This is a genomic window from Pseudomonas aegrilactucae, assembly GCF_019168305.1.
Taxonomy (GTDB): Bacteria; Pseudomonadota; Gammaproteobacteria; order Pseudomonadales; family Pseudomonadaceae; genus Aquipseudomonas; species Aquipseudomonas aegrilactucae.
This window is the reverse complement of the sequence record NZ_JAHTBI010000059.1, coordinates 1-20,667: the sequence shown is the minus strand read 5'-3', so window position 1 is coordinate 20,667 and position 20,667 is coordinate 1. Positions and strand designations below refer to the sequence as shown.

Below are 20,667 nucleotides of genomic sequence, written 5' to 3'. Positions count from 1 at the left end.
AATAGGCTCGGGCCGCACAGGGCCCACAAAGGTGTCAACGACAGCTTCAGCTCAGGGGCGGTGCGCGCGGGCTCAGGTCAGGCCATTGCTGGCGGGGTAGGGGCAGCACATGGGCATGGCCGAGCAGCAGTGCCTCGGACCAATAGCGGGGGAACAGTTGCTTGGCGTAGTGGCCGGGCACGAAGGCCTGGCCGGCATGTCCGCAGCAGCAATCGCCGGAAGGCTGTTTGCTGTGCTGCGGTGCGCTGTCGTCCGGCAGGTCGAGGTCGGCGTACAGTTGCTTCACCACGGCCGCGGGGACAGTGTGCAGGCTGCAGAAACTGCCCAGCAGCAATGACTGGCTATCGAAGCTGGGTACACGCAAGGCACGGTCAAGCGGCATGGCCAGCAGGTTGAACAACACTGCAAAGCATGCCAGCCACCAGAGCTGTGTGCGCAGAGATGAAATCATGGCCGGGGCCCAGCGAACGAGGTGGGCATTAAGCCTTATCCAAAGCGGTCTGTAAAATGGTTGTCGTTGAAATGTTGGGCGCCCGTTCCCCCCGCTCAAAGGTGAGGGGAGTGGGGTGTGGTCAGTGGCTGGTCAGGCCGGCTGCGCTCATGAAAAGACGCATCACCCAGGCCGCGACCCCGAGCACAGCCACACTGGCTGTCCAGATCAGGGCAAGCCAGCCGAGCCGCTGCCAAAGTGGGCTGTGCCGTTCCACAACAATGCTTTTATCGGTCATCGGGTGTGACTCCTCAGTGATAACCATCCTCGTGGGTCACCTTGCCGCGGAACACGTAGTAGCTCCAGAAGGTGTACACCAGAATGATCGGAATGATGAATAGCGTACCCACCAGCATGAAGCCCAGGCTTTGCGGCGGTGCTGCTGCCTCCCAGATTGAGATCGACGGTGGGATGATGTTTGGCCACAGGCTGATCCCCAGGCCGCTGTAGCCGAGAAAGATGAGTGCCAGCGTCAGCAGGAACGGTGTGTAGTGTGCATTGCGCGCGACCGCGCGCAGCAGGCCATAGAAGCACACCACTACCAGAATGGGCACGGGCACGAACCAGATGAAGTTGGGCATGCTGAACCAGCGATCTGCGATCTGCGGGTAGGCCAGCGGTGTCCACAGGCTGACGACCCCCATCATCACCAGCAGCATCAGGGCCAGAGGGCGGGCCAGACCATGCATCTGTTGTTGCAGCATGCCCTCGGTTTTCATGATCAGCCAGGTGCAGCCGAGCAGGGTGTAGGCAACCACCAGTGCCACGCCACAGAACAGGCTGAACGGTGTCAACCAGTCCAGCGCGCCGCCGGCGTAACGTCGGTCCACCACCTTGATACCTTCAATGAACGCACCCAGCGCGACCCCTTGGCAGAACGTAGCGGTGAGCGAGCCCCAGATGAAGGCCTTGTCCCAGAGGTGGCGTTTGGCAGGCTTGGCCTTGAAGCGGAACTCAAAGGCCACACCGCGAAAGATCAACCCCATCAACATCAGCATCAGCGGCAGGTAGAGCGCTTCGAGCACCACCGCGTAAGCCAGCGGGAAGGCACCGAACAACGCGGCCCCGCCCAGTATCAGCCACGTTTCGTTGCCGTCCCATACCGGCGCGACGGTATTTATCATCACATCGCGGTCGCGCTCGTTTTTGACGAAAGGGAAGAGCATGCCGATGCCCAGGTCAAAGCCGTCCATCACTACGTACATCATGACGCCGAAAATGATGATCACAGCCCAGATCAGCGGAAGGTCGATACCCATCTCAGTTTTTCTCGCTCTGGTAATCGTCGTCGGCAGCTGACAGCGGCCGTGCGGGTGTGTGCTGCTGGCCTGGGCCGCCCTGGATATGCTCCTCGCCTTCGCCGATTCTCGGCCCGCTGCGGACCAGGCGCATCATGTAGCCCAGGCCCGCGCCGAACAGCGCGAAATAGACCACCACGAACATCACCAGCGTGATGCCCAGGTGCGCGTAGCTATGGTTGGACACGCCATCGGCGGTGCGCATCAGGCCGTAGACGATCCAGGGCTGGCGGCCTACCTCGGTGGTGAACCAGCCTGCCAGGATAGCGATCAGGCCAGACGGGCCCATCCACAGGGTCAGGTAAAGGAAGGGGCGCGAGCTGTACAGCCTGCCGCTTCTGCGTAGCCACAGGCTCCACAGCCCCACGGCAATCATCAGCATGCCCAGGCCGACCATGATTCGAAACGACCAGAACACCACCGCGGAGTTGGGCCGGTCCTCAGGTGGGAAGTCTTTGAGTGCCGGTACCTGTTTATCCAGGCTGTGGGTGAGGATCAGGCTGCCCAGTGCCGGAATCTCCAGCTTGAAATGAGTGGTCTCGTTCTTCATGTCCGGTATGCCGAACAGGATCAGCGGGGTCGGCTCGCCGCCGATGTTTTCCCAGTGCCCTTCGATCGCGGCTATTTTCGCCGGTTGATGCTCGAGGGTATTGAGCCCATGGAAATCGCCGATCACTGCCTGCACGGGCGCCACGATCAACGCCATCCACATCGCCATCGACATCATCTTGCGTACCGCCGGATTGTCGCGCCCGCGCAGCAGGTGCCAGGCTGCCGAGGCCCCGACGAAGAACGCCGTGGCGACAAAGGCGGCGGTAGTCATGTGCAGCAGGCGGTAGGGGAAGGAGGGGTTGAAGATGATTGCCAGCCAGTCCACCGGCACCACTCGCCCATCGATGATCTCGTGGCCCTGAGGCGTCTGCATCCAGCTGTTGGAAGCGAGAATCCAGAAGGTCGAAACCAGTGTGCCAAGCGCCACCATTACCGTGGAAAAGAAGTGCAGGCCACGGCCCACGCGGTTCCAGCCGAACAGCATCACACCGAGGAAGCCCGCCTCAAGGAAGAACGCGGTCAGTACTTCATACGTCAGCAGCGGCCCGGTTACAGCACCGGCGAAGTCGCTGAAGCGGCTCCAGTTGGTGCCGAACTGGTAGGCCATGACCAGGCCCGAGACAACGCCCATGCCGAAGTTCACGGCAAAGATTTTCGACCAGAAGTGGTAGAGGTCGCGGTAGACGCTTTGGTGCGTCTTGAGCCACAGGCCCTCAAGCACCGCCAGGTAACTTGCCAGGCCAATGGTGATGGCCGGGAACAGGATGTGGAAGGAAATGGTGAATGCGAACTGGATTCGGGCCAGGTCCAACGCCTCGAACATGCTCATAAAGGTAAGGCCTCACGGGACGGCGCGTTCTTCGGCGCCGGTTGCAGGAAACAGCGCTCAGGTCCTGGGCGAGCCTGTTGGCGGTGGATGATCGAATGTCGCAAAGTAGTCAGTGGCGACAGCGGCGCTACTTTATGAACCGTGTGCAATATCACCAACTGCGACAATCCGTCTCCCCTGACTCGATTCGGCATCAGGCCGTGGGGAGGGGCGCCGGCTGTGGCGGGATGTCGCACCCGCTGCAGCCTGAGCCGTGTACTTCAATCTGAGCGTGTTCGGTGCTAGAGTCGCTGCCATGAACCGCACCCCCTCCAACCGTCCTCTCATTGCCTGGGCACTGTATTTCTGTGTCCTGTTCAATGTGTTTTCCTGTGGCCTTGGCCACGGGCAGACGCTGGGCTTTGCCTTGAATGGCATCGGTGGTGTGTTCTGCAGCCTTGGTGGTGACACCTCGGCCATCCAGGCCAAGCAGGGCAGTGCGCTGGCAACGGTCGACTTGAACAGCCCATTCGGCTGCCCACTGTGCTCGGCATCCTTTCTCTGCCTGCTGTTCCTGGTGGGTGTTGCCTGGTTATTGGCACGCGCCAATCGACGCCTGATCCACCGTGAGGTATGCGCCCAGGCGCCACCACGCTATTGCTGGCCCTCGGCCAATCCACGCGCTTCCCCTCTCTGACACTGTCTGTACGTAAATGCTGGAGTGAGCGTTTGCTCATGCTCCAAGGCACCTGATCGCCCTTTTTACGTCTGCCAGGACGTAAAGGGCGTGCCCGGGTGATCGTCAGCTGTCAAGGACATGTGCCATGAACTATCTGATCGGCTCGCCAGTTGCGGCGGGCCTACCGCTGTGCGAAGCCTCACGCTTGAGCGGGGGCTGACGGTGCAGCGCTGCGGTATGGGTAAAACCACCTGGGACAATGTCTGGATAGCCGCGCTGATCGCGATGCTGTTCAAGGTGTTCGCCTTGCCCATGGCCAGCGCTGCGGGCGAACTCAGCCTGGCGCAACTGCTTTCGGGCAGCTACTGCTCGTCTGGTGGCGCGCAGTATCTGGCGGTGGACAAGGACCCGGTCAGCTCCCAGCCGGTGTCGGACTCCGGGCATTGCTGCTGTTCCCAGGCAAACGGTCCGGTGCCGATTGCGGCCAGCCTGCTGCTCCCGCGCTGGCTGCCACATGCCTCTCCCGAATCATCCCAGACGAGCGCTGGGCACCGCTCGCCCCGTCATGACTGGCCATCGATCAACCCTCGCGCCTCGCCCGCATCAAGCCGCTGATTCGACGTGAATACAGGTTGTCGTCCCTCAGCATTGTGCTGACGTGCGTACCTGCCGATGGCTAATGATTTCAGGAGCACGCGATGTCTCGCGCCTTGACCTCTCCGGCGGTGCCGGAGCCCAGCAACCGTGCGCCTCGCAACGGTGATTTTCTGTTGCCGTTTCCCGATTACCCCTGCAATGCGCGCAGTTTTGTGCATCTGGACGCGCGCCTGCTGCCGTACTGGCATACGTTGTTCGATGTATGCCCCAGCTTGCTCAAGCTGGACCCTCCAGAAGGTCTGGAGCTGTTCCGTCGTTTCATGACCTGGGCCTATCGGCACCATCCCTCACTGGACTGGACCTATTACGTCAGCGTGTGCCGCTGGTTACTTAGCTCGCCTTACAAGGCCCAGGTGACCGATGAGCACATCGAAGCTTTTCTGGTCGCGGCGGCGGCGCTGTGGGTTTCCAGTGATGTATCCCAGGCCCGCGGCCTGGTACTGGCCTGGCAACCGATGGCCGAGGTGGTGGTGGAGTGGAAGCATGGCGCGCGCGCTGGAGCATTCACGCTTGAAGACAGCAAGCAACTGCCCTCACCGCAGTGGGACTTTTCATGGAGTCCGCTCAGCGGCAAAGGGGCGGTGAGCTTTCGGCGCTGGTTGCCAGTGCCCGGCTAGGGCCGTGTGTCTGAACGGGCGGGCCGAGGGTTCGCCCGGCATCCACCTGATATTCAACACACTTCGAGGCTCTGACGATGGATGTACTGCAATTCATGCGCGCGTTCCGTTCCGTGGTCCAGGCTGGCAGCCTTACAGGTGCTGCCGAACGACTGCAGACAAGTACCGCGAATATCTCCCGTATGCTCACGCAACTGGAAGCACACCTGCATATTCGTCTGCTCAATCGCACCACCCGCCGTATCGCCCTGACAGCAGCAGGCAAACGCTATCTGGCACGCTGCGAGCAGATTCTCACGCTGGTAGACACCGCCGAGAGCGAGGTGCAGCAACAGCGCAACCGGCCGATGGGTGAGTTGCATATCCATGCGATGCACGGGCTGGGGCAGCACTATGTGGTGGACCTGATCACCCGATACCGTAAACGCTACCCTGAGGTGACGTTCAAGCTGACCTTGTCCAACCGGTTGCCGGACTTGCACAAGGAAGGCTATGACATGTCGATCCTGCTGCAGGACTCACCACCGCAGGTGTCCTACGGCGTGCAGGCACTGGGCAGCGTAGACTCGGTCCTCTGCGCTTCGCCAGGCTACCTGGCGAGCAACGGGCCATTGAAATGTGCGCAGGATTTACGTGTTCATGCCTGCCTTGGCTTTTGCGATGGAGGGCGACCGCCTGATGATTGGCAGCTTTACGGGCCTTCAGGGCCGGTCAGGGTGCCGTTGGTACAGACGCCCCTGCAGGTCGATTCGGAAGATGCAATGCGCTCTGCAATAGAGGCAGGGTTGGGGATCGGCCTGCTACCGGCATACGCCGCCGCTGAAGGCTTGCGCGAGGGGAGCTTGCTGCAGGTGTTGCCCGCCTACCGTTCCCGACCTGGCGGTATCTACGCGATCTATCCGAGCAGGCAACCGTCGGATGTACGCACCAGCACCTGGATCCAGCATCTGATCGATCACATGCCGCCCATGGTGGCCGGCGATGTGCAGACCCTCTGTGCTTGAGCGGCCCGTGCCAGCCCTGTTATCAGATCCAGGGAACCAGGACGATCACTGCAATGGGCAGTGCCACTGCTGCAAGCAACGTTTGACTGGCAATGATTCCCGCCATGAGCGGCGCATCGCCGCCTAGCTGCCGCGCCATGATATAGGACGATGAGGCGGTTGGCAGTGCCTGGAAAAGCAATGCCGCGATGGCGGCCTTGCCGTCCAACCCCACCACATGACAAGCGCACAGCGTCATCAGCGGCATGATCAGAAACTTGACCACCGATGAATACGCGACGGGTCGAAACCAACTGCGTACAGAACCCAGCTCAAGCGCAGCCCCCACACAAAGCAAGCCTAGCGGCAACGACGCTTGCCCTAAAGCCTTGATCACCGGCTCGATGCCAACCGGCAGGCCCAACCCCAGCGCCTGAAGCGCTATACCTGCGAAGCAGGCCAGAACAAGTGGGTTAAGTGCCACCTGCCTGGCAACCTTGCCCACAGACATTCTGCCCCCTGTGCCGTAGCGGGCGAACACCAGTACGCACAGAATGTTCACTGTCGGCACTATGGCCGCATTGGCTACGGCAGCCAGCGCGATGCCCTGGGCGCCGAACACGCCGGCCACCACTGAGACGCCTACATAATTGTTGAATCGCACCGCGCCCTGGAAAATGGACGTGAACGCCGCGTCGTTGTCTTTGATCAACGGACGGGCGCCGACCATCAGCACCGCGACCATGACCGTCGAAAGAACAAGCGCCATGATCATCCCTTGGACGGGTACGTTGTCCAGTTTGGCGGTCGCCAGGCCGTGCAGAAAAAGCGCCGGCAGCAGAACGTAGTAACCCAGGCGCTCGGCCTGTGCCCAGAAGCTGTCTTGCAGAAATCGACTGCGCTTGAGCCAGCCACCCATGACAATCAGCACTGCGATAGGCGCAAGTGCCATTAAAAGCTCGGCCGTCACGTGTGCGCCTCCAGTGCACGCACCAAACGCTCGCACCTTTCAACCAAGGTGGCTTGGTCTGCCGCGGCACGTTTGGCCATGAGCAGAATAGGTGACGGGAAAGCGCGGTTTGGCGTTGAGGTGCTGTACAAGGTGCCCTTCACAATTGCAGTTGAGTGGGCACTACAATAAGAACTCCAGACCTAAAGTAAAAACGATTTAAAATTCACGATTCAACAACTTTTAATCATAGGTCTCACGTAGGCGCGTGCTTTTTGACCGCCTGCGCCAGCGCTGCCGCCAGCCGTGCGAGCGGTCTTTCCTCTTGCTCCAGAAGCACAACGCGACGCGTGCTTTGCGGTGATCCGAAGGGCTGTACGTCCAGGTGCTTGAGGTGTTCGAGATGTTGGCTCGATAGCGGCACCACTGACACCCCCAAACCGCTGGCAACCATCTGGATGATTGCATCCTGACTGTCCAGCTCCATGCTGGTTTTCACCCGCAGGCGCATCCGTCGAAGCGCTCGATCAATGGTGCGCCCGGCCCAGGCCCTGCGGTCAAAGCGGATGAAGGGGAGTTGTTGAAGTAGCTGTCGAAAATCCAGACCTGCGCATGAGCTCGGCGCAATGATCCAAAAGCCTTCTTCATAGAGTGTCGTGCTCACCAGGCCATAGGGGTACGGTTTCACCGGCTCTGTAGTGATCGCGACATCCAACTCGCCCGCCTCTACGCGCGTGGCCAATTCGGCAGACATGCCCGAGGCGACATTTATGCGCAGGTGTGGATGTTCGGCAGCCAGTGCGGCGAGGGCAAGCGGCAAGGCACCGGCCAGCGCCGTCTGGATGGCGCCGATTTTCAGTCGGCCGCGCAGTTCGTTATCACCACCGATGTCTGAAGCGATGCTGTCGTAAAGTGCAATGATCTCGTGCGCGCGCTCCACGGCCAGATGGCCGGCGTCGGTTAGCACGGGCAAGCGCCGTGAACGGTCGAACAAAGCGGCATTGAACTCTTCTTCAAGCGACTTTACGTGCAGGCTCACTGCCGATTGGGTGAGATGGACGGTGTCTGCCGCTCGCGCAAACGAGCCGTGCTGAGCGATAGCGATCAAGGTACGAAGTGCACGCAATGACATAGTGATTTCTCATGCTTTGCAGCCGGCAAGCAGGTACGGGGTTGGTTTTATACGTGCTGTCTTGACGAAACTGCAAGGGCCGCTTGCCCGTGCTTGGGACATGCCGACCCTTGAGTAGCAGGATTTCAGTGGTTGCCGTGAGCGGCGTCCTTGTCGACCTTGACCACGCCGTGAAACAGTGCGAACTGCCGGACCCGTTCGGCCGGTTGGCTGCGCTCGGCCTCGCGCACCGCCTGGCTCAGTCGTTCGGCGTCCTGTTCAGGCAGCCCGGCGCTGCGCAGGGTGGCCGGGTCCAGTAGCGAATCCCCCGCGCACACCACCACGTGCCAGCCGTGGGGCCCCTTGCGCAGCAGGGCGCGGCCGCCGCGCTGGTCCTGCAGCCAGCCGGCCACGGCATGGTCGCCCTCGAGGGTCACCGGGCCTACGTCCAGCGGGGCGTCGGGGCGTTCGAAGGCGTGTCGCATCAGGTGTTCGATGCTCTGCTGTGCGCTCGGGCTATCGGCCATCGCCAGCAGTGGGCTGCAGGCCAGCAGCAGGGCGAGTATCGGTGCTTTCATCTGACGTTCTCCTTTTCAAGGCTGCCGGCAATCTACCGGCAGCGTCTGGTTGCAGGCTCAGAAGCCCATCTTCACACCCAGTTGCGCCGAGGTGCCGGGCATCGGGTAGTGGGTGCGGTAGGCGTAGTCGCGGTCGAACAGGTTCTCCACGGCGACGAACACTTCACCGACCTTGCCCAGCGCCGGCATGGCGTAACCCACGCGCAGGTTGACCACGGTGAAACTGTCGACCTTGGAGAAGTTGCTTGCACCGGCGCTGCGCTCTTCGGCCAGGACAAACATGTCCTTTTGGTACTGTGCGTCGGCCGACAGCCGCCAGCGCTCGATCTCGTAGGTGGTACCCAGCGAGAGCGAATTCTGTGGGGCGTAGGGCAGGGTCTTGAGGGACGGGTCGAGCCAGGTGAAACCGACGAAACTGCTCCAGTTGCTGGTCCAGCGCTGCTGCCAGGTGGCTTCGGCCCCCTTGATGCTGTAGTCGCCCAGGTTGATGTACGAGGGGCGCGACACCGACGGCGGGAAGGCGAACAGGTAGCGGTCCTGCAGCTTGTCCTTGAACACGGCAAGGTCCAGGGTGGCGCTGTCGATCGGGTTGAAGCGTGCCCCCAACTCCTGATGGTCGACCTTTTCGGGCTTGAGGTCCCTCCAGGTTTCACCCAGTGCCGGGATCAGGCTGGACATGACCGAGGCTTCCAGGCCTGGGTAGTTGATACCGCGCGAGGCGTTGGCACGGAACTCGACCTTGTCTGACGATAGCAGCAGCCCGGCATGGGGCGCGGTGGCGCTATCGAAGACGTTGTGATCGTACGTGCGTACACCGGCCGACGGTGTCAGGGTCCAGCGGTCGTTGAGGGCGAAGGCATGACTGACCGCGATGTGCGGGGAGGTCACGCGCAGGGTCGGCGCGTCGAATTTCGCCTGCGGCGCCGGTGCGATGCGCTTGAAGTGCACTTCGCCCTTGCTCTCGTCCAGGTCCAGGCCCAGGGCCACTTCGCCACCTTGCCACGGGCGCAACTGCTCTTCCCAGCGGATGCCTTGCAGGGTGAAGTCGCTGATGGTGTCACCATCCAGTCCGGTCTGGTCCAGAGCGGCGCCTCGTCCTTCGTTGTGGTAGACCTTGACGCTGCCTTTGCCCCAGTCGTGCTCGTGGGCCAGAGACAGCGAGGCCAGGGTGCCGCGCGTATTGAACTCGCCGTTCTTCGTCTGCGGCAGGCCTTTCTGGCCGGGGTCGGACACCTGGTTGTTGGCGTGCAGCAGCAATAGCCCCGTGCTCCAGTTGTCGTTCAGTTGGTAGCCCAGGCGTGCCATGCCATTGTTCAGGCGGCCGTCGCCATCGCTGCGGTCGCCATCGGAACGGGCCGCGCCCTGGGCCAGCAGGTAGTCGAAGTTGCCCTCGCGACCGACCAGGCTGGCTTGCTCGGTCGCAGTGCGAAAGCTGCCGCCGGTCAGTTGCAGTTCGCCGTGATGATTGTCGCCCTGTTCGGCGACCTTGGGCGTCAGGTCGATGGCGGCGAAGGTGTTGCCGAACTTCTGCGGCTGCGGGCCTTTGTAGACGTTGATGCTCTGCATGGCATTGATCGGCAGCAGGTCCAGCAGTGGGTGGCCCCAGACGCCCATGTAGAAAGGCACGCCATCGATATAGGTCTTGATCTCGCTGCCGGGGCGGCTGGCGCCCATGCCGCGGATGTACACAGCGCCGCCCTCGGCGCCGCCGAACGAACCGACCGGGTTGAAGCGTGACACCACCACCCCTGGCGTGCGGCGCAGTGCCGAGGAGAGGTCCAGGGCATTGAGGTCGCGGATCTGTGCCTGGCCGACCACCGTGGTCAGGCTGGCGAAGCTGTCGACGTTGTTCTGATCGATGACCGAGGCGCCCACCACGGGGGTCTCGGCCAGTTCCACGGTGTGGGCCTGGGCCAGTGTGGCGGCGCTGGACAGGGCGAGTCCGGCAGCGCAGCAGAGAGTCTTGTTGTTCATGCTCTGAAGTATTCCTGATGTGAAAAGTCGAAGCGGGCCAGGCCCCAGCGCGCAGCGCGACATTCCCATGTGCGTTGAGCCATGGGCGCCGGGGGGGGAACGGGCTGATTCAGATCAGTGCAGGCGAGGCACGCGGGTTGGCCGTGCCCCGGCCGCCGTGCAGCAAGGCGAGCAGCAGACTGGCGTATAGGGGCCAGGCCAATGCCTGGCGGCGTCCTGCGGGTCGGTGCATATCCTTTGCTCGGTGACCGCTGCGGTTGAAGAGGGGCGATGCGCGAGTCTAACAGTGGTTTTTTTTCGATGCCGGGTGCGACAGCCTGCCGCACTGAAAAGCCTCCCTGCTGCATCCGCACGAGATTGCGCAAGAGGGTGTGGCGGATTGTCGCAGAGCGGCCTGCAGCGCCTTGTGCGGATTGTCAGGTGAGAATTGTCACTCGCACCTCCCAACCACTACAGCCACGGATCTGCTGTGAGAATCGCCTCCCCATGAGTCTGCACCCGAGACGACGCGCCTTGACGGCCTGGGCATCGTATGTCGGTGTGCTGCTGATTCTCGCCTGACCCGAATGTGCCGTTTCGACTGCGTGGCCGAGCCCGCAGGCGCACCGTGCCACCTGGCCATCGAGAGCGACTTGCTGTTGCTGCCTTTCGATCGGCGCAGCCTGTGCACGTGCGTGCAGCCTGTGTGCGAGAGCGTCACCGGTACGCTGCTGTGCCTGACTTTCGTTCAGCAGGGGCAACTGCAGCATTGCGCCAGCAAGGGCCGGCTCTGGACATTCCAGGCCGGCCAGACGGTCGCCCTGCTGCTGCGCCATCCTCGCCACGCCATGTTGTATCAACCCTGCCAGGAGGCCAGTGGCTTGCATCTGTTGCTTGGCGAGCGGACCTTGCGCCGCTATATGGGCGAACAGCAGGCGCAACGATTGCTGGGCTGCCTGGGCGAGGCGCCACTCTTGCAGCGGAACACCAGCCGTGAGGCGTGCCGTCATGTCCAGGCGCTGATTGCGCCGCTGGCACACGCTCAGCGTTCGCCGCTGGACGTTCACCTGCATGTCCTCAACCTGCTGAACATGCCATTGCAACAGTTGACCGTGCACCCGGCAGGCACCAGGCCGCTGTTGCCCGAGGGGCAGGTGAAGCGCCTGCAACAGGCGCGGCAAGTGATGCTCGATGAACTTGACCAGCCCTTGACCGTCCAGGGATTGAGCAACCGCGTCGGCCTCAGCGTGGCGACGCTCAAGCAGGGCTTTCACCAGTTGTTCAGTACCACGCCCTATCGCATGTTGCTGGAACTGCGCATGCAGCGTGCCTACGCCTTGCTCCAGGACGGCTGCCAGGTCGCTCAGGTGGGCTACAAGGTGGGTTACCGCCACCCGAGCAATTTCAGCGCGGCGTTCAGCGACTATTTCGGCATTGTGCCCAAACGGGTTGGCAGAGGCCGGGCAGGGCCGACGTAATGCATAGGTATCCGTTCGCAATCCATAAGAATGGTTGCTGTCTGCGGATTGGCGCCCCTGCGGGGGGGGTGAAGAATGGCCTGGCCCTAAGCCAAGGATCTTCACTATGAGACTTCCCGCACTGGTTGATGCCTGCGCACGACTGAGCAGCGAAGAAATTTCCCGCTATAGCCGCCACCTGTTGATTCCCGACGTCGGGCTCGAAGGTCAGCGTCGATTGAAGGGCAGCAGGGTACTGGTCATCGGTGCCGGCGGGCTCGGCTCGCCGACGCTGCTGTACCTGGCGGCCGCGGGGGTCGGCACCCTCGGTATCGTCGATTTCGACGTGGTCGAGGCGTCCAACCTGCAGCGCCAGGTGATCCATCGCCAGTCGACCCTGGGCCAGGCCAAGAGCGAAAGCGCCGCGCGGGCTATCGCCGACCTCAACCCCTTTGTCACGGTACGTCAACATACGCTGCGCCTGGAGCCGGAGAACGCACTGGCGCTGTTCGCCGAGTACGACCTGATCCTCGACGGCACCGACAATTTCGCCACCCGTTACCTGGTCAACGACGCCTGTGTGCTGGCCGCAAAACCCTATGTGTGGGGCTCGATCTTCCGTTTCGAAGGTCAGGTCTCGGTGTTCTGGGAGCAGGCGCCAGGCGGTGTCGGCCTGAATTACCGCGACCTCTACCCCGAGCCGCCGCCACCGGAGCTGGCACCGTCGTGCGCCGAGGGCGGTGTGCTCGGCATTCTCTGCGCCTCGATCGGTTCGATCATGGCCACCGAGGCGATCAAACTCATCACCGGTATCGGCCAGACCCTGCTGGGCAGGCTGATGGTCTACGACGCCCTTGAAATGAACTATCGACAGATCCGCCTGCGCCGCGCCCCGGACCGCCTGCCGATCACCCGGTTGGCGGACTATCACGCCTTCTGCGCCGGCGTGGCGCAAGCCCCGGTGGACGTACCGCAGATCAGCGCCGCGCAACTGCACACGCTGCTGTTGAAAGACCCGGCCGTGGTGCTGATCGATGTGCGCGAGCAGACCGAATGGGACATCGCGCATATTCAGGGCGCGCAGCTGATGCCAAAGACCGCACAGCTCGCCGCGCACCTCCAGGCTCGCTATGCCAGCGACACGCCCCTGGTGCTGCACTGCAAATCCGGCGCCCGCTCCCAGGCGGTGCTGGTCGAATTGCAGCACCTGGGGTTTACCCGGGCGCAAAACCTGCAAGGCGGGATACTGGCCTGGATCAAGGATGTCGAGCCGGGCTTGCCGAGTTATTGAAGGAAGGAGCCGTTCATGCTGATCATTTCCAGGGCCTTGCTCGACGCCGCCATGGCCCACGCACAGCACCAACATCCGCTCGAGGCCTGCGGCGTGATGGCCGGCAGGCAAGGTAGCGACCGGCCTTCGCGGTGGATCCCCATGGTCAACCACGCTGCGTCGACCGCGTTTTTCCAGTTCGAGCCACGTGAGCAACTGCGTGTATGGCGCGCGATGGAGGCGCAGCAGGAAGAACCGTTGGTGATCTACCACTCGCACACGGCCAGCGAGGCCTATCCAAGCAAAGCCGATATCGAGTTCGCCAACGAGCCACAGGTTCACTACCTGATCCTCTCTACCGTCCCGGGCTGCGAGCACCCTGTGCGCTGCTACCGCATCGCGCAGGGCAAGGTGATCGAAGAGAGCCTGCGCATCATCGACAGTGACACCCGCGCGGCCTGAGCCGCGCCACCATCCGATTCTTCCTGTTATCGGCCTTGTGGCCGAGGAGTACGCCATGCCGGTTCTTGTCAGCGTTCCCACCCTGTTGCGCAGCTACACCCACGGCAGCAAGCGTGTCCAGGCCCAAGGGCAGACGGTGCGCGAGGTCGTCGAAGACCTCGAGCGGTGCTACCCGGGCATTGGCCAGCGGCTGATGGACGAGCAGCGACTGCATCGCTTCATCAACCTGTACCTCAACGATGAAGACATCCGTTTTCTCGATAACCTTGACACTGCCGTGAGCGACCACGATGAACTCACCCTTCTGCCCGCTGTCGCCGGAGGCGCACGATGAGCGATGTTTCGCCGCCGGTGCTGGGCGGCTGCCGGCTGCTCGGCCCCTTCGCCGACCCGCATGATCCGCTGCAGCGCGCCTTGAGCGTCCAGGCGCGGGCGTTGGGGCTGGACGTTCGCCATGCGTCAGGTGAAGGGGGGCGGCGGGTCTATCGGCTGGAAGGCGAGGGCATGCAACCGGCCCACTGCAGCATTACTGGCTGGGCCAGCGATGCCCCGAGGGCTATCAGCGAATTCACCCTGCAGGCCGCCTGCGGCCTGATGGCGGTGCATGGCCGGGCCAGTGGCCAGGCGCAGGCCATCGATCTGGATTACCTCACCAACGTGGCAGCCAGCCTGGTGTTGACCGGGCTGATGGCCTCGGCGTTGGGGCGCCTGCGCGGCAGCAAGGCTGTCGAGTGCAGCCTGTCACTGCCTGGGGCGGGGCTGCTGTGCATCAGCCAGTACCTCGCCGGGGCGACGGCCGAGGAGGGCGCCGAACAGTTGCCTGCCGGCTGTTCTTCTGCCCGGTTGCGCCCGCCCTTCATCAGTGCCGATGGCGTGGCGTTCGAACTGGAGACGTTGGATGCCGGCCCCTGGCTGGCGTTCTGGGAGGCCCTGGGCGTGTCGCGAGCCGACAGTTGCAACGGCTGGCAGGGGTTCCTGTTGCGCTACGCCCGGGCAATCGCGCCGATGCCCGAGGCCCTGTGCCAGGCCTTGGCCGCTTTGCCGTATGGACAGATCGTTCAGCATTGTGCCGCCGCGGGCATGGCCATCACCGCGGTGCACGACCTGGCGCAGCGCAGTGCCCTGGCCGCGCCAGGCGACAGCCCCTGGTCGTTCGATCTGCATCCCGCCAAGTCGCCGCCTCGCCCATGCACACAGGCCTTGCCCCTGGACGGTCTGCGGGTCATAGAGTCGTGCCGGCGCATCCAGGGGCCCCTGGCGGGGCATCTGCTGGCCACCCTGGGCGCACAGGTAACGCGCGTGGAAATGCCGGGCGGCGACCCACTGCGCGGCATGACCCCGCTGGCGCAAGGCTGTTCGGTGCGTTTCGACGCCCTGAACGGCCTGAAGTCGGCGGTCGAGCTAGACCTCAAGTCAGCGTTCGAGCGGGAGCAGTTGCGGCAGAGCGTCTGCGATGCCGACGTGTTCCTGCATAACTGGGCCCCCGGCAAAGCCGAGGCGTTGTCGCTCGACCAGCCAGACCTAGCCGCGGTCAACCCCGCGTTGATCTATGCCTACGCCGGTGGCTGGGGCGACGCAGAGGTGCCCGCGGGCCTGCCCGGTACGGATTTCACGGTGCAGGCCTGGTCGGGTGTTGCCCACCTGATCGGCCAGGGCGATGGCAACCCCGGTGGCTCCTTGTTCACCGTGCTGGACGTGTTCGGCGGGGTGATTGCCGCCCAGGGCGTCGTCGCCGCGCTGTTGGCCCGGCACCTGCGTGGCTGTGCCGGGCGAATGGACAGCTCGTTGCTCGGCGCCGCTGATGTGCTGTGCCGCTCGCGCCTCGCGCGAGTGCAGGAGGCCAGGACCGGTGTGTTCCAGTGCAAGGATGTGAGCCTGGCGATCGACTGCTCCGCAGCGCACGACCTCCAGACCGTCAGGCGCCTGTTCGATCTCCCGGCGCAGTCCCCCTGGCAGGACATGCGCGAACCACTGCAGGAGCAGTTGTCACGGCAAACGGCCGGGCACTGGCAGTCGCTGCTGTTCGCCTCGCACGTACCTGTCGCAGTGGTCTGGCAGGACCTTGCCCAATTGCACCATGACCCACGCCTGGCGCCTTGGCTGGCGTCGGGCAGCTATACCCGCGTGCTATCCCCATGGAGGTTCACATGAATGATTCCGGCATGATCGACCTGGTGCCCGCCGCTGTCCGTCAGGCCTGGCGCGAGGCAGGCTGGTACGCCGACCAGCCGCTGTTCGACCTGTTCGAAGGGCACGCGCAGGCGACACCCGAAAAACCGGCGGTGCTGACCCTTGATGGGCAGGTGAGCTACGGTCAGTTGCACGACCACAGCCTGCGTCTGGCCAAGGGCCTGCGCGAGCGCGGCGTGGTGGCAGGCGATGTGATCGCCTACCAGCTCGGCAATGGCTGGCATTGCTGTGCCATTGACCTCGCCGCCGCCGTGCTGGGTGCTGTGGTTGCACCGTTCCCGCCGGGGCGTGGCCGGCTGGACATCGAGGTATTGCTCAAGCGTTGCTGCGCGCGGGCGGTCATCGTCGCGCCATGCCAGGGCGAGACCGACCTGTGCGAGGTCATCGAATCGCTGCGCCCGACGCTGTTGTGCCTGCGTGTGCTGGTGGTCGATGGTGCAGAGCGCCAGGGCTGGTCGACGCTGCGCGGCCTGCTGGCTTCTGCGCCGTTGGCTGCCTACGAGCGCCCGATGGTCTGCCCCGACAGCCCGGCGCGCCTGCTGGTGTCTTCCGGTACCGAGTCCGAACCCAAGCTGGTGGCGTACTCGCACAACGCGCTGGTCGGTGGGCGCGGGCGATTCTTGCAGCGTCTGCAGCCCGATAGCCACGGGCTGCGCGGTCTGTATCTGGTGCCGCTGGGTTCGGCGTTCGGTTCCACCGCCACGGCCGGTTGCCTGGCCTGGCTCGGTGGCTCGCTGGCGGTACTGGACCACTTCGAGGCGGCCGATGCCATCCGTGCCATCGAGCGACTGCGCCCAACCCATGTGTTCGCGGTGCCGACCATGCTGCAGCGGATCGCTGCCGACCCTGCCTTGGCCATGGCTGATCGCAGCAGCCTAGTGGCCGTGGTCAGTGGGGGGGCGTTGATCGACGGTCAGAGCATTCGCCGCTGTGTCGAAGCGTTCGGCTGCGCGTTGATCAGCCTGTATGGCTCGGCCGACGGGGTCAACTGCCACAACCTGGCGGGTGATTCGCTGGAGGTGGTCTTGAGCAGCGTCGGCAAACCCAACCCAAGCGTCTGCCAGATCAAGATCGTTGATGAGGGCGGTGTCGAACTAACCCGTGGGGAGGTTGGAGAAATCAAGGCTCGTGGGCCCTTGAGCCCGATGCAATACGTCAATGCGCCCGAACTCGACCAGCGTTACCGCGATGATCAGGGCTGGGTCAGCACCGGCGACCTGGGGCGGCTCGATGCCAAGGGTTACCTGGTGCTGGCCGGGCGCAAGAAGGATGTGATCATCCGCGGTGGCGCCAACATCAGCCCAGCGCAGATCGAGCAACTCGCCACGGCTCATCCGGATGTGGTCAGTGCTGCCTGCGTGCCGGTGGCCGACACCGAACTCGGGCAGCGGGTGTGTATCTGCCTCACCCTGCGAGCGGGCGCGCGACGGTTTGCCCTCAAACACCTGACGGATTACCTGGGCGATCAGGGGCTGGAGAAAAACAAATGGCCGGAGTACCTGCGCTTCTACCGTGAACTGCCCTTGAGCCCCGCCGGCAAGGTAGACAAAAAGGCGCTTGGCGCCGATCTGGCGTTCCTGCAACGCCGTATGAACATCGCCTGCTGAGGTGCCCGCATGCATGACCACGATCAGTTGCAAAGACGGGTGATACAGGTCCGTCGTTTCATGGACGAGCGGCTCATCCCCCAAGAACGGCGTCTTGAGGCCGGCGAGGCCCAGGCCCAGGCGTGCCTGGTGCAACTGCAGCAGGCCGCCCGCGATGCAGGGCTGTGGGGGGTTGCCAATGGTATGAAGCCCGGCCTGCTCCTCGATTACCTGCCGCTTGCCGAGCAGGAGGGGCGCAGTGAACATGGCCCCGCCGTGTTCGGCGCCGAAGCGGCACTGGACGGTTACATGCTGCGTCACTGCAATGATGCGTTGCGCCCCGAGGTACTCGCGCCAGTGCTCGCCGGGGAAGTTGTGGCCAGTTATGGCATGTCGGAGCCCAACAGCATCGGTTCGATACCAGCAACCCTCACGACCCGCGCTCAATGGTGCGGCGATCATTGGCGGCTGGACGGCGAGAAGTGGTTTATCTGCCGTGCCGAGCAGGCGGCATTCATCACCGTGGTGGCGCGTACCGGTGACGGGCCGGTTGAGCAGGCGTTGACCTTGTTCGTGGTGCCCGCTGGCACGCCCGGCCTGGAAGTCGCCGGGAGAATGAACGTACTGGGGCGCTATCAGGGGCAATCCGGTGTACGCCTTTGTGCCGTGCGGGCCGACTCGCAGCAGGTCCTGGGTGAAGTCGGTCAGGGCTTTGCGCTGATCCAGGAACGTCTGGGCCTGGGGCGCCTGCTGCGCTCTGCGCACTGGCTGGGCATGGCGCAGCGCTGCTTTGACCTGATGGGCGCGCGCATTGTCTCGCCACGCGGCACCCTGGCACGCCTGGCGGACAAGCAACTGGTGCGCTCACGCATGGTCGAGGCGTACCAGGCGATTCATGCCGCCCGATCACTGCTGCGCGACGCCGCGACCCGGTTCGATCAGGGGCAGCCCCACGACGTGGAGGCCAACCTCGCCAAGCTGGCGGCATCCAGGGCCTTGAGCCTGAATGCGGATTCAGCGATCCAGGTCTACGGCGCCGAGGGGCTGGGTGACGCTACGCCGCTGTCGGGGATCTACCGACATGCCCGCGCCAGCCACTTCATGGATGGCACCGACGATGCACTCGTCAGCGCGGTGGGACGACAGATGATCGGTGCCTACCAGGCTGGGGGTGGATTGAATTTCGCCGCGCCATCTTCGTTACCTTTAGACTGGGTAACTGTAACGGGCGACGACAAGGAAGGCCCCCATGCAAGCTGACGACGTGTCGATGACGCAGGTCCGACAACCCTCCACTCTGTTGTTGCGCAGCCTGTTGGCGGCGGGCATGGCCTTGCCCATGCTGGTGTTCTACGCCATCGGTGCGTTGGGCCCGTACCTGGTCGCCGACCTGGATGTTCCCGAGTACAGGCTGGGTTACCTGACCATGAGTGCCTTCGCCCTGGCCGCGCTGCTCTCGTTGTGGGCCGGGGCCATCGTCGATCGACTCGGTGGGCGGCGGGCGTTGGGGCTGCTGTTTGGGACCTGCGCCCTGGCGTACGCGTTGGCCGGCCTTCTGCCAGGCTTCTACGGGCTGGTGATTGCCCTGGCCATCTGTGGCGCGGCCCAGGCATTGGCCAATCCTGCGACCAATCTGTTGATCGCCGAAAATCTGCCGGTTGCCGAGCGGGCCGCGACCGTCGGTTTCAAGCAGGCCGGAGTGCAGGTGTCGGCGCTGTTTGCGGGGTTACTGTTGCCTGCCATCGCTCAGGGCCTGGGCTGGCGAACGGCGCTTGTACTGTTCGCCCCGATTGCGCTGCTGTTGGGGTGCATCGGCGTGCGCCGTCTGCCTGCACGGCAGGCGGGCAAGGCAGGCCTGCCGATCACCCTTCAACGCCCGTCGGCCTGCCTGGCCCTGTTGATGGCCGTGCAGTGTTGCGTGGCCATCGCCCTGTCGTCGTTCGTCACCTATCTTGGGGTCTATGCCCGCGCCCAGGACATGCCAGCGATGCTGGCCGGTTCGCTGGTAGCGGTATTTGGGTTGATGGGGATCCTGGCGCGTGTGCTGCTGACCCCACTGGCCGCGCGCATGAAGGACGAAAGCCTGATGCTGGGCGTGCTCTGCCTGCTTGCGGCGCTGGCGGTCTGCAGTGTGAGCCTGGCTGGCCCGCAGTCCTGGGCGTGGCTCTGGGTCGGCAGTATCGGCATGGGGCTGACGGCGGTGGCGACCAATGCGGTGGCGATGAGCATGGTGCTGCGCGACCGCTCGTTTGGTGCGCCGGCTGCCTCTGCGAGTCTGTTGTCGGTGGGGTTCTTCGGTGGTTTCGCGCTGGGGCCGCCGTTGTTCGGTTTGCTGCTGGGGCGTAGCCAGGGTTACAGCCAGGTGTGGTGGGCGATGACCGCGGTGTTGCTGCTTGGTGCGTTTCTGTGCCTGTGGCTGGGGGCCCGGCGGCGTGCCAGCCGGGCATGAGCCAATACCCGCTATCAGCCGCGCTACGCTGCGTGCGGCCCTTGGCCTGGATCACCTGGACATGTAGTCGATCACGGCCTTGTAGTCATCGGCGCTGCAGTCCATGCACAGGCCCCGAGGCGGCATGGCATTGAAGCCCTCGGTGACGTGCTTGACCAGCACGTCGTTGCCTTGGGCGAGGCGCGTTTTCCAGGCTTCGTGGTCACCTTTCTTCGGCGCCATGGGCAGTTGGCCGTTGTGGCACATCTGGCAGGCGCGCTTGAACACTGCCTCCGGGTCCTGGGCCGCGTGAGCCAGGCTTGCGGTTGCCATACAGGCGAGCATTGCGAGTGTTTTTTTCATGACCCACCTTTCAGGTTTTTATTGGAAGCCTGAGTCTATGGAAGCGACGGTAGCTGTCAGGTGCGACGTTCTGATGCAGGGCGGGCGTGGTAGCCGCAGACGCTGCTTGGGCGCCGAGGGTGTGGCGTGCTGTCGCAGCGCCGCGTTGCCAGAGTGCTGTGCTAAGTTGCAATCAATCCGGTGTTTTACTCTTGGCAGGGTTTTCATTGGGGCAAACAAAAGCCGGGGCGGTATAC

Annotated in this window: 22 protein-coding genes; 12 read left to right on the top strand and 10 right to left on the bottom strand. The window is 63.6% G+C overall.

Annotated elements, in window-relative coordinates; translation table 11 throughout:
* Positions 1–46 precede the first annotated feature (46 nt).
* The 4 genes from KUO17_RS17615 to KUO17_RS17600 form a co-directional block, all read right to left on the bottom strand.
* Positions 47–451, bottom strand: a complete 405-nt coding sequence (locus tag KUO17_RS17615; RefSeq protein WP_217976812.1) for a DUF2946 family protein — start codon at positions 449–451, stop codon at positions 47–49.
* 121 nt (positions 452–572) lie between these two features.
* Entirely contained in the window at positions 573–728 is a 156-nt protein-coding gene (locus tag KUO17_RS17610) for a DUF2474 domain-containing protein (protein ID WP_217976811.1), read from the bottom strand.
* Between the two features lie 13 nt (positions 729–741).
* A complete protein-coding gene (cydB, locus tag KUO17_RS17605; RefSeq protein WP_217976810.1) occupies positions 742–1,749 on the bottom strand; it encodes a cytochrome d ubiquinol oxidase subunit II in 1,008 nt (335 codons plus the stop codon).
* 1 nt (position 1,750) lies between these two features.
* The gene (locus KUO17_RS17600; protein ID WP_217976809.1) at positions 1,751–3,169 is read right to left on the bottom strand and encodes a cytochrome ubiquinol oxidase subunit I; all 1,419 of its coding nucleotides are present in this window, start codon (positions 3,167–3,169) and stop codon (positions 1,751–1,753) included.
* 295 nt (positions 3,170–3,464) lie between these two features.
* Between KUO17_RS17600 and KUO17_RS17595 the strand changes: the two genes are divergently transcribed.
* From KUO17_RS17595 to KUO17_RS17580, 4 genes are all read left to right on the top strand, one after another.
* Positions 3,465–3,845, top strand: coding sequence for a DUF2946 family protein (locus tag KUO17_RS17595; protein WP_217976808.1), 381 nt, complete (start codon positions 3,465–3,467; stop codon positions 3,843–3,845).
* A gap of 219 nt (positions 3,846–4,064) precedes the next feature.
* Entirely contained in the window at positions 4,065–4,442 is a 378-nt protein-coding gene (locus tag KUO17_RS17590) for a DUF2946 family protein (protein WP_255263649.1), read from the top strand.
* A gap of 83 nt (positions 4,443–4,525) precedes the next feature.
* Positions 4,526–5,101: a putative natural product biosynthesis protein gene (locus KUO17_RS17585; RefSeq protein WP_217976807.1), complete on the top strand. Its 576-nt coding sequence runs from the start codon at positions 4,526–4,528 to the stop codon at positions 5,099–5,101.
* Between the two features lie 77 nt (positions 5,102–5,178).
* Entirely contained in the window at positions 5,179–6,105 is a 927-nt protein-coding gene (locus tag KUO17_RS17580; protein ID WP_217976806.1) for a LysR family transcriptional regulator, read from the top strand.
* A gap of 22 nt (positions 6,106–6,127) precedes the next feature.
* On the opposite strand, the gene KUO17_RS17575 is transcribed toward KUO17_RS17580, so the two are convergent.
* From KUO17_RS17575 to KUO17_RS26730, 5 genes are all read right to left on the bottom strand, one after another.
* The gene (locus tag KUO17_RS17575) at positions 6,128–7,036 is read right to left on the bottom strand and encodes an AEC family transporter (RefSeq protein ID WP_255263650.1); all 909 of its coding nucleotides are present in this window, start codon (positions 7,034–7,036) and stop codon (positions 6,128–6,130) included.
* Positions 7,037–7,289: 253 nt separating this feature from the next.
* Positions 7,290–8,165 (bottom strand): LysR family transcriptional regulator, encoded by an 876-nt coding sequence (locus KUO17_RS17570; RefSeq protein ID WP_217976804.1) that lies wholly within the window; start codon positions 8,163–8,165, stop codon positions 7,290–7,292.
* A gap of 125 nt (positions 8,166–8,290) precedes the next feature.
* Positions 8,291–8,722: a copper uptake system-associated protein gene (locus tag KUO17_RS17565; protein ID WP_217976803.1), complete on the bottom strand. Its 432-nt coding sequence runs from the start codon at positions 8,720–8,722 to the stop codon at positions 8,291–8,293.
* Positions 8,723–8,779: 57 nt separating this feature from the next.
* On the bottom strand, positions 8,780–10,696 hold the full coding sequence (locus tag KUO17_RS17560; protein WP_217976802.1) for a TonB-dependent receptor: 1,917 nt from the start codon (positions 10,694–10,696) through the stop codon (positions 8,780–8,782).
* 109 nt (positions 10,697–10,805) lie between these two features.
* A complete protein-coding gene (locus tag KUO17_RS26730) occupies positions 10,806–10,928 on the bottom strand; it encodes a hypothetical protein (RefSeq protein ID WP_255263647.1) in 123 nt (40 codons plus the stop codon).
* A gap of 334 nt (positions 10,929–11,262) precedes the next feature.
* On the opposite strand from KUO17_RS26730, the gene KUO17_RS17555 reads away from it, so the two are divergent.
* The 8 genes from KUO17_RS17555 (at position 11,263) to KUO17_RS17520 (ending at position 20,089) form a co-directional block, all read left to right on the top strand.
* Complete coding sequence (locus KUO17_RS17555) at positions 11,263–12,153, top strand: helix-turn-helix transcriptional regulator (RefSeq protein ID WP_217976801.1); 891 nt, start codon at positions 11,263–11,265, stop codon at positions 12,151–12,153.
* Positions 12,154–12,259: 106 nt separating this feature from the next.
* Positions 12,260–13,423 (top strand): molybdopterin-synthase adenylyltransferase MoeB, encoded by a 1,164-nt coding sequence (gene moeB, locus KUO17_RS17550; protein ID WP_217976800.1) that lies wholly within the window; start codon positions 12,260–12,262, stop codon positions 13,421–13,423.
* Between the two features lie 15 nt (positions 13,424–13,438).
* The gene (locus KUO17_RS17545) at positions 13,439–13,864 is read left to right on the top strand and encodes a M67 family metallopeptidase (protein WP_217976799.1); all 426 of its coding nucleotides are present in this window, start codon (positions 13,439–13,441) and stop codon (positions 13,862–13,864) included.
* 55 nt (positions 13,865–13,919) lie between these two features.
* The gene (locus KUO17_RS17540) at positions 13,920–14,198 is read left to right on the top strand and encodes a MoaD/ThiS family protein (RefSeq protein WP_217976798.1); all 279 of its coding nucleotides are present in this window, start codon (positions 13,920–13,922) and stop codon (positions 14,196–14,198) included.
* Positions 14,195–16,015, top strand: a complete 1,821-nt coding sequence (locus tag KUO17_RS17535; protein WP_217976797.1) for a CoA transferase — start codon at positions 14,195–14,197, stop codon at positions 16,013–16,015. Before KUO17_RS17540 ends, KUO17_RS17535 begins: the two co-directional genes overlap by 4 nt.
* On the top strand, positions 16,012–17,661 hold the full coding sequence (locus KUO17_RS17530; RefSeq protein ID WP_217976796.1) for a class I adenylate-forming enzyme family protein: 1,650 nt from the start codon (positions 16,012–16,014) through the stop codon (positions 17,659–17,661). Before KUO17_RS17535 ends, KUO17_RS17530 begins: the two co-directional genes overlap by 4 nt.
* Before the next feature lie 9 nt (positions 17,662–17,670).
* The gene (locus KUO17_RS17525) at positions 17,671–18,900 is read left to right on the top strand and encodes an acyl-CoA dehydrogenase family protein (protein ID WP_217976795.1); all 1,230 of its coding nucleotides are present in this window, start codon (positions 17,671–17,673) and stop codon (positions 18,898–18,900) included.
* Positions 18,890–20,089 (top strand): MFS transporter, encoded by a 1,200-nt coding sequence (locus KUO17_RS17520; protein ID WP_217976794.1) that lies wholly within the window; start codon positions 18,890–18,892, stop codon positions 20,087–20,089. Before KUO17_RS17525 ends, KUO17_RS17520 begins: the two co-directional genes overlap by 11 nt.
* A 51-nt stretch (positions 20,090–20,140) precedes the next feature.
* Here the strand turns inward: KUO17_RS17520 and KUO17_RS17515 are convergent, their stop codons facing one another.
* A complete protein-coding gene (locus tag KUO17_RS17515) occupies positions 20,141–20,431 on the bottom strand; it encodes a c-type cytochrome (RefSeq protein WP_217976793.1) in 291 nt (96 codons plus the stop codon).
* Between the last annotated feature and the right edge of the window lie 236 nt (positions 20,432–20,667).